11 protein-coding genes are annotated in these 12806 nt (G+C 43.8%); 8 read left to right on the top strand and 3 right to left on the bottom strand.

The features are described from left to right. The first annotated feature begins 212 nt into the window (after positions 1 to 212). From ABFY09_RS09835 to greA, 6 genes are all read left to right on the top strand, one after another. The gene (locus tag ABFY09_RS09835; RefSeq protein ID WP_347984143.1) at positions 213 to 1058 is read left to right on the top strand and encodes a hypothetical protein; all 846 of its coding nucleotides are present in this window, start codon (positions 213 to 215) and stop codon (positions 1056 to 1058) included. Next, positions 1059 to 1529, top strand: a complete 471-nt coding sequence (locus ABFY09_RS09830) for a GNAT family N-acetyltransferase (RefSeq protein WP_347984142.1) — start codon at positions 1059 to 1061, stop codon at positions 1527 to 1529. Between the two features lie 35 nt (positions 1530 to 1564). Then, positions 1565 to 2122 (top strand): DJ-1 family glyoxalase III, encoded by a 558-nt coding sequence (locus ABFY09_RS09825; protein WP_347984141.1) that lies wholly within the window; start codon positions 1565 to 1567, stop codon positions 2120 to 2122. A gap of 250 nt (positions 2123 to 2372) precedes the next feature. Beyond that, positions 2373 to 3509 (top strand): glutamine-hydrolyzing carbamoyl-phosphate synthase small subunit, encoded by a 1137-nt coding sequence (gene carA / locus ABFY09_RS09820; protein ID WP_347984140.1) that lies wholly within the window; start codon positions 2373 to 2375, stop codon positions 3507 to 3509. A 20-nt stretch (positions 3510 to 3529) separates the two neighbouring features. Then, complete coding sequence (gene carB / locus ABFY09_RS09815) at positions 3530 to 6745, top strand: carbamoyl-phosphate synthase large subunit (RefSeq protein ID WP_347984139.1); 3216 nt, start codon at positions 3530 to 3532, stop codon at positions 6743 to 6745. After that, the gene (gene greA, locus ABFY09_RS09810; RefSeq protein WP_347984138.1) at positions 6745 to 7221 is read left to right on the top strand and encodes a transcription elongation factor GreA; all 477 of its coding nucleotides are present in this window, start codon (positions 6745 to 6747) and stop codon (positions 7219 to 7221) included. Before carB ends, greA begins: the two co-directional genes overlap by 1 nt. 137 nt (positions 7222 to 7358) lie before the next feature. Here the strand turns inward: greA and dld are convergent, their stop codons facing one another. Then, entirely contained in the window at positions 7359 to 9101 is a 1743-nt protein-coding gene (dld, locus tag ABFY09_RS09805) for a D-lactate dehydrogenase (protein WP_347984137.1), read from the bottom strand. Positions 9102 to 9294: 193 nt separating this feature from the next. Between dld and ABFY09_RS09800 the strand changes: the two genes are divergently transcribed. Continuing rightward, complete coding sequence (locus ABFY09_RS09800) at positions 9295 to 10308, top strand: lipoate--protein ligase (protein ID WP_347984136.1); 1014 nt, start codon at positions 9295 to 9297, stop codon at positions 10306 to 10308. 55 nt (positions 10309 to 10363) lie between these two features. On the opposite strand, the gene queE is transcribed toward ABFY09_RS09800, so the two are convergent. Together queE and queD are read right to left on the bottom strand one after the other, a co-directional pair. Next, positions 10364 to 11059 (bottom strand): 7-carboxy-7-deazaguanine synthase QueE, encoded by a 696-nt coding sequence (queE, locus tag ABFY09_RS09795; RefSeq protein WP_347984135.1) that lies wholly within the window; start codon positions 11057 to 11059, stop codon positions 10364 to 10366. Further along, complete coding sequence (queD, locus tag ABFY09_RS09790) at positions 11056 to 11412, bottom strand: 6-carboxytetrahydropterin synthase QueD (RefSeq protein WP_347984134.1); 357 nt, start codon at positions 11410 to 11412, stop codon at positions 11056 to 11058. The genes queE and queD overlap by 4 nt, the downstream gene beginning before the upstream one ends. A gap of 240 nt (positions 11413 to 11652) precedes the next feature. On the opposite strand from queD, the gene ABFY09_RS09785 reads away from it, so the two are divergent. Then, entirely contained in the window at positions 11653 to 12789 is a 1137-nt protein-coding gene (locus ABFY09_RS09785; RefSeq protein WP_347984133.1) for a Fic family protein, read from the top strand. The last annotated feature ends 17 nt before the right edge of the window (positions 12790 to 12806 follow it).

Below are 12806 nucleotides of genomic sequence, written 5' to 3'. Positions count from 1 at the left end.
TATTCGAAGATGAGCTTTTTTTCGGGGACTTATCAATGGCGTGATTATACACAGGAGATGAATACCAGACCATTGAATCTTGCGGTGAGTAAGTGGCATCTTGTGTTCTATCAGCGTATATTTGTGTGATGATTGCAATCAACAATTGACAGCGTTTAAACAGTATTATTCGATCTATTTTCAGTAGTCTTAAACAGAGATATTAAAAGTATATGTTCCGCGAACTTACTCCAAATGAAGCTTTTCAAACTCATTGCCTAGCGCAAATGGGCGTGGCGTCTTGGTTGTCCGCACCGGAAGGGGTTGCTGGAACCGTCTTTTCACCAGCGCAACCTTGGGCGGTGACAGGCGTTGATTCTGTGATTGAGTTGCCTTCCGATAGTGTGTTTTCGTCAGCAGAGCAATCGACAGACATCGGAGGTTTCGGGGCTGCTATCCCTGAGCCTATTGTTAAAGTCTTGCCCGAAGAGAAAGAAAAGTCGGTTAATTATCTGCGTGAACAATTAAATGCTGGGCCTGAGATTATCGTAGAGGATTTGCAGCCAATTGAAGAGTTGGCGGTAGATATTGCGGTTGAGGCTCAGCCAGAAACGAAGCATCAAATGATGCATTTAGACATTCGCGCTTATGCTTTATCGAATAAGTTATTGATTCTGAGTGATGTGCCACATGTTTTTTCTCAAGCAGAAGACATTGAGCGTCTTGCTCTAAAGATGGGGCAAGCCTTATTAAAAGAGTCTGTTGAAGAATGGCAAAGCAGTGCGTTTTCGTGGCCAGATGCTTTAAAAAACCCGCATTTCTTAGGGCGTTCAGACTGGTTGTTTGGTGCGGTAGAAAGTTATGTTGGCCGATTGGCGAACAGTTTTTCCGATGCGCCTATGTTGGTACTGGCTGGCAATCAAATCACTCAACTCATTGATGACTTGCCTGAAAACAGTGTTCTGAAACAATACCCAACAGCTCGTATTGTCAGTCTGCCTGAGCTTTACCGAATTCCAGAGTTACGCAAAGACGCATGGCAAGCGATGCAAGCTAGCTTTTTTAGAGACAAGCGCTAAATGATAGCGTCTTGTATTCGTCCTGCCTGCGTTGATTCCGACCTTTCTGACATTGCTCGCCTTGATGCTTTATCAAACCCGCATCCTTGGGGGGAGTTTTTGATTCTAGATGCCTTGAAAACACGAAAAAACTGGCTGGTGGAGACCGCAGATAAAGAATCAGAACAGGCTGAGAATCAAATACTTGGATGGTTAACGGCATCTCAATGGGGGGATCAGTCAGAATTAGAATTGGTGGTTGTGAGCAAGGCGGCACGTCGCCAAGGTTTGGCCAAAAAACTGATGAATGAATGGTTGGGCTTTGCAAAACAAGAAGGTGTGACGGAATGTCTGCTGGAGGTTCGAGAGTCAAATGTAGGCGCTGTCTCTTTATATGAATCGTTGGGGTTTGAACTGGTCGGGCGTCGAAAGAATTATTACCAAACAGAGCAAGGTCGTGAATCGGCTTGCTTGTTTACTTTAAAAATATGAAACGAATTGAATAATAGAAAAGGCTGAGTTTTAGCATGAGTATGAGCAAAGTGTTGGTGCCTGTTGCCAATGGCAATGAAGATATTGAAACCATTACTATTATTGATGTATTGCGTCGTGGTGGTGTGGAAGTGACTGTGGCGAGTGTGCATGACGCTAAACAAGTGACGATGGCGCATGGCTGTAAGTTAGAAGCGGATGTTTTGTTGGCTGAAGTCGCCGATGAAATGTATAACGCTATTGTTTTACCTGGTGGTATGCCAGGTGCTGAACATTTGCGCGACAGTGAATTGTTAACAAACATGTTAGAAAAACATGATATAGAAGATGCTTTGTTGGCAGCAGTATGTGCATCACCGTCTGTTGTGTTTGGCTCCCACGGTTATGTGGTGGATAAACAAGCAACTTGTTACCCAGGTTTTGAAGACGGCTTAACGGGCGCGGAATACATTTCCGATCTTCCTGTTGTGATGGATGAGAACATTCTGACTGGAAAAGGGCCGGCTGTTGCAATGGTCTTTGCATTGACTGTTTTGGGTAATTTGAAAGGATATGAAACCGCACAAAAAGTAGCGGATGATTTACTCTGCTAGGGATTGCTAATTTCTGACTAAAGAGTCAATTAAAAAGCTGTGAAAAACGAGCGTTTTTGGCGATTTACTTGGGATTCAAGGTGGACGCTGGTTGCGTATGGTAGTAAAATTGCTCAGATTTTTTGATCGAGAGATTTATCGGAAAAGCTAAGATAAACCGGCATCAAAAACGCAATTATTTAAAAGCGAGATGAATCTAGGTTCGTCTCGCTTTTTTGCAACCTGAATAGGCTTTAAACGGGAGGTTCCTTTGGCAACAACAGCGATTCTAGCTCTGGAAGACGGCACAGTATTTAAAGGTGTGTCGATCGGAGCTGATGGCTCATCAACTGCTGAGGTAGTATTCAATACCTCAATGACTGGTTATCAAGAAATTCTTACCGATCCTTCCTATGCTCGACAAATGGTCACCTTGACCTATCCCCACATCGGGAATACCGGCGTTAACTCTGAAGATGAAGAATCCAGCAATGTATGGTGCGAAGGTTTGATTATTCGTGATCTTCCTTTGATCTCTAGCAGCTGGCGTTCTGAAGAATCTCTTGATGCTTACCTAAAACGTAAAGGTGTTGTGGGTATTGCCGACATCGATACACGAAAGCTAACTCGAATTCTGCGTGAAAAAGGCGCTCAAGCGGGTTGCATCATCGCAGGTGATGACGCTTTAGACAAAACAGCAGAAGCGATCGCTGCAGCACAAGCTTTCCCGGGTCTGAAAGGTATGGATTTAGCGAAAGAAGTGACTGTCGAGAAAGCATATGAATGGAAAGAATCTACTTGGGATCTTGTGAAAGGTCACACAACGGCAGATTCTTCTGAGTTCCATGTAGTTGCTTACGACTTTGGTGTGAAGCGCAATATTCTTCGCATGTTGGTTGAGCGCGGTTGCCGTTTGACGGTTGTGCCAGCGCAAACGCCAGCCAGTGAAGTGTTGGCAATGAATCCTGATGGCGTTTTTCTATCTAACGGCCCTGGTGATCCAGAGCCTTGTGATTACGCGATTCAAGCCATCAAAGAAATTCTGGAAACTGAAATCCCGGTATTTGGTATTTGTCTTGGTCATCAGCTGTTGGCTTTGGCATCCGGTGCGAAAACTAAGAAGATGAAATTCGGCCATCATGGCGCTAACCATCCTGTTCAAGCGATTGAAAAAGGCACAGTGATGATCACCAGCCAAAACCACGGTTTTGCGGTAGATGAAGGTTCTTTACCAACGAACCTTGTGATGACTCACAAATCTTTGTTTGACGCATCTCTGCAAGGTATTGCTCGTACAGATAAAAGTGCATTCAGCTTCCAAGGTCACCCAGAAGCAAGCCCAGGGCCGCATGATGTTGCGCCTTTGTTCGACCAGTTCATTGAAAACATCACAGCCTCAAAAGCCTAAAGGGAGCGGAACGAAAGACTATGCCAAAACGTACTGATATAAAAAGCGTTTTAATTATAGGTGCTGGACCGATCATCATCGGCCAGGCCTGTGAGTTTGATTACTCTGGAGCGCAAGCGTGTAAAGCGTTACGAGAAGAGGGCCTACGAGTCATTCTTGTCAACTCTAACCCAGCAACAATCATGACAGATCCTGTGATGGCCGATGCGACTTACATTGAGCCAATCGAGTGGAAGACAGTCGAGAAGATCATTGAAAAAGAACGTCCAGATGCGGTTCTACCTACTATGGGTGGTCAAACAGCTTTGAACTGTGCTTTGGATCTAGAGCGTCATGGTGTACTAGCTAAATACAATGTTGAAATGATCGGTGCGACGGCAGATGCTATCGACAAAGCGGAAGACCGTAACCGTTTCGACCAAGCAATGAAAGCGATTGGCCTAGAATGCCCTCGCGCTGGTATTGCTCATAACATGGAAGAAGCATTGAAAGTTCAGGCGGAAGTTAACTTCCCTTGTATCATTCGTCCTTCTTTCACCATGGGCGGCACCGGCGGCGGTATTGCTTACAACATGGAAGAGTTCGAAGAAATTTGTACTCGCGGTTTGGATTTATCGCCAACCAACGAATTGCTAATCGATGAATCTCTAATCGGTTGGAAAGAGTACGAGATGGAAGTTGTCCGTGACAAAAAAGACAACTGCATCATCGTTTGTGCCATCGAAAACTTCGATGCCATGGGTGTCCACACGGGTGACTCGATCACAGTGGCGCCAGCACAAACGCTAACAGACAAAGAATATCAAATCATGCGTAACGCTTCTTTGGCGGTATTGCGTGAAATCGGTGTTGAGACAGGTGGTTCAAACGTACAGTTTGGTATGGATCCGAAAACAGGCCGTCTTGTAGTCATCGAGATGAACCCTCGTGTGTCTCGTTCTTCTGCTTTGGCATCGAAAGCGACAGGCTTCCCAATTGCGAAAATCGCAGCGAAATTGGCGATCGGTTACACATTAGATGAGTTGCAAAACGACATCACAGGTGGTCAAACGCCAGCGAGTTTCGAGCCAGCAATCGATTATGTTGTGACTAAAATTCCTCGTTTCACTTTCGAAAAATTCCCAACAGCCAATGATCGTTTAACCACTCAGATGAAATCTGTGGGTGAAGTAATGGCGATTGGCCGTACTTTCCAAGAATCTTTGCAAAAAGCATTACGCGGTTTAGAAGTGGGTTCTGACGGTTTCAATCCTCAGTTAAACCTTGCTGAAGAGAACAGCAAAGAAAAATTAGCTTATGAATTGCAATCTCCAGGTGCGGATCGTATTTGGTACATTGGCGATGCATTCCGTTCAGGCATGACAATAGACGAAGTCTACGCAGCTACAGGCGTTGATCACTGGTTCTTGGTACAAATCGAAGATTTGATCAAGGAAGAAAACGCGCTTGCTGATAAAGGCTTGATTGACATGACTTACGACGTTATCCGTCGTTTGAAACGTAAAGGCTTTTCAGATTCTCGTCTTGCACATTTGTTAAATGTGACTGAAAAATCCATGCGTGAGCGTCGTTACTTGATGGATGTTCACCCTGTTTACAAGCGTGTGGATACCTGTTCTGCGGAATTCGCAACAGATACGGCGTACATGTACTCAACGTACGAAGAAGAATGTGAAGCAGCACCAAGTGATAAAGATAAAGTGATTATCTTAGGTGGTGGTCCAAACCGTATCGGTCAAGGTATCGAATTTGATTACTGCTGTGTACATGCAGCATTAGGTTTGCGTGAAGACGGTTACGAAACCATCATGGTGAACTGTAACCCAGAAACGGTTTCTACGGATTACGATACATCTGACCGTTTGTACTTCGAGCCGGTAACGCTAGAAGACGTTTTGGAAATCGTTCGTAAAGAAAAACCAAAAGGCGTTATCGTACAATTCGGTGGTCAAACACCTCTGAAAATTGCTCGAGCTTTGCAAAATGAAGGTGTGCCTATTATAGGTACAACGCCTGAGTCTATTGACCGTGCGGAAGACCGTGAGCGTTTTCAAAGCATGATTCAACGCTTAGGTTACAAACAACCTCATAACGCGACGGTACGTAGTGTTGAACAAGCGGCGGCAAAAGCAGCAGATATAGGTTATCCGTTAGTTGTTCGTCCATCTTATGTATTAGGTGGTCGTGCGATGGAAATCGTTTATAACGAAAAAGAATTGATGCGTTATATGACAAGCGCTGTGAAAGTCTCTAACGACAGTCCTGTTTTGCTTGATCACTTCTTGAATGCTGCGATTGAGATCGATATCGATTGTATCTCTGACGGTCATCAAGTGGTTATCGGCGGTATCATGCAGCACATCGAACAAGCGGGTGTTCACTCTGGTGATTCAGCTTGTTCTTTGCCTCCATACTCTTTGTCGAGCGAAGTTCAAGACAAGATTCGCGACATGATTAAGAGTATGGCGCTAGAGCTTGGTGTTATCGGCTTGATGAATACTCAGCTTGCAGTGCAAGATGGTGAAATTTATGTGATCGAGGTGAATCCTCGTGCATCGCGTACTGTGCCATTTGTGTCTAAGTGTATTGGTCGTTCTTTGGCTCAGTTAGCCGCTTTGGTTATGTCTGGCAAAACCTTGGTAGAGCTTGGTTTCACAGATGAAATTATCCCTTCTTACTACAGCGTGAAAGAAGCGGTTTTCCCATTCAACAAGTTCCAAGGCGTTGATCCGATTCTTGGGCCTGAAATGAAATCGACTGGTGAAGTCATGGGTGTTGGCGATACTTTTGCTGAAGCCTTTGGTAAAGCGGTGCTTGGTGGCGGTACTGTGTTGCCAACATCGGGCTGTGCTTTCATCAGTGTTCGCGATATGGACAAAGAAGGTGCGGTTGCCGTTGCCCGCCGTTTGGCCGATTTAGGCTTTGACCTAGTTGGTACGGAAGGCACAGCAAAATACTTGACCGAAAATGGTGTTGAGGTTCGTAAAGTCAATAAAGTGAACGAAGGTCGCCCACACATTGTTGATATGATGAAAAATGGTGAAATTGATTACATCATTAACACCACATCAGGAACTCAAGCTATTACGGATTCTTCTGTGATTCGCCGTACAGCATTACAGCGCAAGGTTTGTTACACTACAACATTAGCTGGCGCTGAAGCGACTAGTTTGGCAATAGGCCTAACTGGCGAAACTAAAGTCAGAAGACTACAAGATTTGCACTTGGGGAAATAATGAAAAAAGTACCAATGACAGTAGAAGGTGAAGCTCGTCTTAGAGACGAGTTAAACCACCTTAAAACTGTAGTTCGTCCTCGCGTAATTGCAGACATTGCAACGGCTCGTGAACATGGCGATTTAAAAGAAAATGCAGAGTATCATGCCGCTCGTGAAGAGCAGGGGTTTGCTGAAGGTCGTATTAAAGAGATTGAAGGAAAACTTGCAGATTCACAGGTGATTGATGTTGCCTCTATGCCTGTATCAAACAAAGTGATTTTTGGTACAACCGTCACACTTTATAATGTGGATACGGAAGATACGGTTACTTATAAGATTGTGGGTGATGATGAGGCGGATGTGAAAGAGAAGAAAATTTCTTATGCATCGCCCATCGCGAAAGCCATTATTGGGAAAGAAGAAGGCGATGAAGTTGCTGTTAAAATCCCAAGCGGCGAAGCTACTTACGAAATCGAAAAAGTTGAATATATCTGATTGATATAAAAGTAAGCTTAAAAGCCGCTTAGTGAAATCACTAAGCGGCTTTTTTATGCCTGTCAAAAAGATATGAAATAAAAAAAGAGCGTCCATTGTGGCGCTCTTTTTTGTTGTTTATCTAAGCGAGAAATGACTTAGTCTTGTTGGCTCCCACAGCAACCACAGCTGTCTTCACCAGCGGCTTCAGCCCAGTGCTTTAACTTGGAGGTTTTACCTATACCAGGGTTAAAGCTGTTTGTTGGGTCGATTTTCTTGTAGAAGGTTTTGAGTGTGTTTTTTGCTGCATATTCATGGCCTACATTGTGTTCTGCTGGGTATTCTGCGCCTCTTTTGTCAAAGCTTGCTAGGATTTGATCTTTCAAGGCTTTGCTGTCCACACCTTTTTTCACGATGTAGTTTTGGTGCATAACATGGCAGAACAAATGACCGTAATAGTATTTACGAGCTATTTGGTTTTCGATTTCAGGTGGTAATGTTTCAAACCATTCTTTCTCATTGCGAGGGAAAGCCACGTCTATGGTCATCATGCTGCCTAAGTCTGAACTGTTCAGTCCATGGTAACGTCCGATCGCACCGGCAGCCACAAAACGGTGTAAGATAGCCTTTTCACCTTCTTCTGGAGTACATTCAAAGAAGCTGCCGTCTTTATCTTTGAAAAACTCTGTTAAGTATTTACGAGCTTCATCGACACCACCATTGCTGGTTTCAATGATCCAGTGATGTTCGTACTTGTCACGGTATTCTTCCATGCGCTTAGGCAAATGATTTGGCCACAAATAGCTCAGCCCTTGCATGATTCGATCAGACAATTTGCTTGGTAAAAACGAGAATTTCCCCGCAATACGATCTACGGTACGTTTTAGTCCGAACAGTTTTGGAATGTATTTTGAGCCTAGCTTATCAATGACAATAAAAGTGTCTTTTCCGTATATTTTAGAGTCGTCATAGCATTGGCGATGAATGTATTCACCTGAGACTGGAAGATTCTCAAAGTTGCCTAACATGTGACGACGAATGTGATAAAAGTCTTCTGTGTCATTTGTGCCTACATAGAAAACCTGTTGTTTTTCTGGAATAGCAAAAGTATCCATACGAACAGCAAAGACGGCTAATTTACCAGCACAACCTGCCGATTCGTGTAAGCGACGACCGTCATTGTTAAAACGAGAAGGAGTATCTGCGTCTACGTCACGAATACGTTCATGGTACTCGTTATCAGAAGCACGTTTTTCAGTAAATTCGATGTCTTTTGCTTGGTATCTTTGGTTTTGCAGGTTGGTAAGAATTTCTTCAGGAGAATCACCAAGGTGAATTCCCAAATTGTTTACCAAGGATAAACTGCCATCCGCTTCTACTTGAGCAAAAATAGAAAGCTCTGTGTACGCTGGACCACGTTGAACCAGTGCGCCGCCAGAGTTATTACAAATACCACCGACGATAGAGGCACCGATACAAGAAGAACCGATCACTGAGTGAGGCTCACGTCCATAAGGCGCTAAGGTTTCTTCTAGACCAAATAAAGTACTACCAGCCAGTGCGACGATTTGTTTCCCTTCGTCTATTAGTTGAATCTGGTCGATGCGCATAGTGTTGATAATCACGATTGGGCGATCATAGTCTTTGCCGTCAGGTGTTGAACCTCCTGTTAAGCCAGTATTTGCGGCCTGCATGATGACGATAACATCTGCTTCATTACAAGCTTTCAACGCTTCCCAAACTTCTAACAGTGTTGACGGGCGTACAACGGCAATCGCTTCGCCAGAACCAAACCGGAACCCTTTGCAATAAGGCTGCATCTTGTCTGGGCTGGTTAGGGTGTACTGTTGACTAACGATGTTTTTTAGATTTTTTATCAGCGTTTGCGTTACATCAGACATTGGAATTCCTGTTGAGTGTTTGAGAAGGTTTATAGGAAATATCGATTAGTAGATTTTAACTTAATAGAGGGGCGAGTTGTAATAAATGATATAGATCAAAAGGGGATAAAAACCATGTGTTTAGGAATCTGGAACCTAGTTTTCGCTGTTATGCTATATTTGGCGTTTGTTTCATCATTTGTAAGGATACTCAATGGCAAGTCGTATTTTGTTGTCCAATTCTAATAACCCTCACTTTAACCTCGCGGTGGAAGACTGTATTTTTCGGTCTATGCCAGCGGATCAACGAGTGCTTTTTTTGTGGCGAAATGCTGACACAGTTGTAATTGGTCGAGCACAGAATCCATGGAAAGAGTGTAACTTGAAGAAGATGGAAGAAGACTCTGTTAGCCTTGCTCGTCGTCAAAGTGGTGGCGGAGCGGTGTTCCATGATCTAGGCAACACGAATTTTACTTTTATGGCTGGTAAATCTGAATACGACAAAGAAGTGTCTACTCGGATTGTTTTAGATGGTTTGAAAAAGCTTGGTATTGAAGGCTACGCCAACGGTCGTAATGATTTGGTGGTTGGAGAAGGTGATGAGATGCGTAAATTCTCTGGCTCAGCTTATAAAGAAACAAAAGACCGAGGCTTTCATCATGGGACTTTATTGCTCAGCGCAGATTTAAGTCGTTTAGCCAATTACTTAAATCCTGATCCAAAAAAACTTCAATCAAAAGGCATCACGTCTGTTCGTTCTCGTGTGACAAACCTTAATGACATTACACCAGGCATTAATCATGAATTGGCATCTGATGCCATCATTGAGGCGTTTTGTGAGTACTTTGGTGAAACGCCGCGTATTGAAATGATTTCTCCAGACGCTTTGCCTGATCTCCCAGATTTTGTTGAAAAGTTTGAAAAGCAACAAAGCTGGGATTGGAACTTCGGAAAATCACCAGAGTTTACACACTATTTGGATGAGCGATTTAAGTGGGGGGGTGTGGAAATTCACCTGAATTTGCAAAAGGCGAAAATAACCTCAGCGCAAACTTTCACCGACAGTTTATTTCCAGACCCTATAGAAGAGTTGGCGAAGCGCCTGATTGACGTTCCTTATCTTCCTGACGCTATTGCGCATTGTGTAGATGAGCTTATTGAGCGTTACCCAAACCATAAGAGTAATTTAGAGGAAATGAAAAGTTGGTTTGTGAAGACAGTTGCTTAATATCCCTTGTGTAATTTCCTGCGGTTCTCAGCTTAGTGAGAACCGCATGGATGATTTACACGCCTTTCTCATTGCCCCATAAATACACATGAAGTTGTGGTAAAACGGTGGCATCGAACCAACCACGTCGAATAACTTCATCTACTAAATTCAGCGTTTTCGATGTCAGAGTATCTATGCTTGGAGCATCTTCTAATTCAAAGTTGCAAGGCTGAAGGTACAGAGGGAGATTTGGGTATAAGGCTTTTATTTCTTCCGCCCAGATTAAATCGTTCTCATCAGCAATGACGATCTTTAACGTTTTATCTGCGTTTCCTGCTTGTTCTAAAGCGATATCAAAACGCATTTTGTCGAATTTCATTTTACTAGAAGGTGGTTTTGGACTGAGCGTAAGGTAATCAAGCTCAGCAAACCAAGCCGCACTGACACTGCCTTGGGTTTCCATGGCAAATGTATAACCTTTGGTTTTACCAAGTCTGATTAATTCTGATAAATCTTGAATGGCAGGATTCCCGCCAGACAAAGTGACCAGAATAGGTTTGCCACCGCTTAATACTTCGACTTGATTGAAAACATCTCTGGCAGACATGTCTATCCAATCGTTCTTGTATTTTTTATCCACTGCATGAAGTGTATCGCACCAACTGCAACGATAATCGCAACCACCGGTTCGTACGAACACAGTTGGCGTGCCAATGAGTGACCCTTCGCCTTGTATGGTCGGGCCGAATATTTCTGAAATGGCAATCATTGTCGATACTCCGCCCATGTTTTTGGGGTTTCAGACACGCTCACCGCACTGACTTCTGGCCAGTGGTTTTTACTCCAATGGTAAAGGTGTTGAGCCAAACGCTCAGCAGTAGTGTTCTCAGCGCCAAGCACATCATTTAAGTGACGATGGTCGAGCGTTTCATCGATATAGGTTTTGAAATCAGCAAGCTCACGGTAATCCCGAACAAACCCAGTACTGTTCAATGTATCGGAAGCCAGCTCAATGATGACTTCATAATTATGGCCATGCAGACGACTGCAAGGGTGAGAATCAGGCAAACCCTGTAATTGGTGCGAGGCAGAAAATTGAAATGATTTACGAATACGAAACATAATGCATTGTCCTAGTGATTAATAACAATGCAGCACTCATCCCCTAAAAAATTTAGGTTCGTGTTTTTTACCTGGTGCTACGACAGGGCCAATAAAGGCGCGCGTAGTATACACGCACTTGCGTGTCTACCATAGAGTGACGAAGGTTTGGTTATGTAGTATGAGCCGAATAGAGTGTTTATTCGGCTCATAAAAGTATGATATTATGAGCCGAATAGATTGATTAATCGGCTCATGTTTATGAAATACAGCTGGCAACACCCAGATTGGCCAAACTTTACCTTTGAGGAATCGCAATGCAAAGAGGCTTTGTATCGTTACGCCTTGGAAGCAGGGCGTTTGTCAGGTGGAATGAGTCAACTTGAAAGTGCTCTGCAATACGACGCTTACATTGACCTTATGGTGAGTGAGGTCATTCATACCAGCCAAATAGAAGGCGAACGTTTGGATCGAGAAGACGTGCGTTCTTCTATCAAGAACTTCTTAGGTTTGAGTCATCCTACGACACGAGTTGCTGACCCACGAGCAGAAGGTATGGCGGCTTTGATGGTAGATGTGCGTAATCACTTTGCAGATAAACTTACAAAAGACACTTTGTTCCAGTGGCATAGGTTGGTTCTTCCACAGAAAGAAAACAGCTTGCTTCCTCGTGACCTTAAGATTGGTCAATGGCGGGATTCCAAAGAACCAATGCAAATCGTCTCTGGTCCAATTGGTTATGAAAAAGTGCATTACGAAGCGCCACCCGCTGATCAAGTTGATACAGAAATAAACCGATTTCTAGATTGGTTTAACCGCTCTAATCCATTAACAGCAGAGCGAGAAATTGAGTTGTCTGGCCCTGTCCGTGCCGCTATTGCCCATTTGTGGTTTGAAACCATTCACCCATTTGATGATGGCAATGGCCGAGTTGGGCGAGCGATTGCTGAAATGGCATTGGCTCAAGATCTGAACCGACCGCCATTATTGAGCCTGTCTACAGTAATAGAGAAAGATAAAAACGCCTATTACAACGGACTAAACAAAGCCAGCCAGTTCGATTTAGACATCACAGATTGGGTTATATGGTTCGTCAATTCCGTTTTATTGGCGCAACAAGAAGCCGCTCAGAAAGTTGACTTTGTGCTGAAAAAGGCCAAATTCTGGGAGAAACATAAGTACACTGAATTGAACGAACGTCAAAAGAAAGTGCTTAACAAACTCTTGGATGCCGGAGCAGACGGCTTTGAAGGTGGCATGACGGCGAAGAAATACATGAGTATCACCAGCAGCTCCAAAGCCACCGCAACCCGTGACCTTAGTGACTTGGTTGAGAAAGAGTGTTTGTGTCGCTTAGAAGGCGGCGGCAGGAGTGCAAGATATGGGGTGGAGCTCTAGTTATTAATAAATAAGTC

Source organism: Marinomonas sp. 5E14-1 (assembly GCF_039939215.1).
Taxonomy (GTDB): domain Bacteria; phylum Pseudomonadota; class Gammaproteobacteria; order Pseudomonadales; family Marinomonadaceae; genus Marinomonas.
This window is presented reverse-complemented; position numbering and strand designations above follow the sequence as displayed.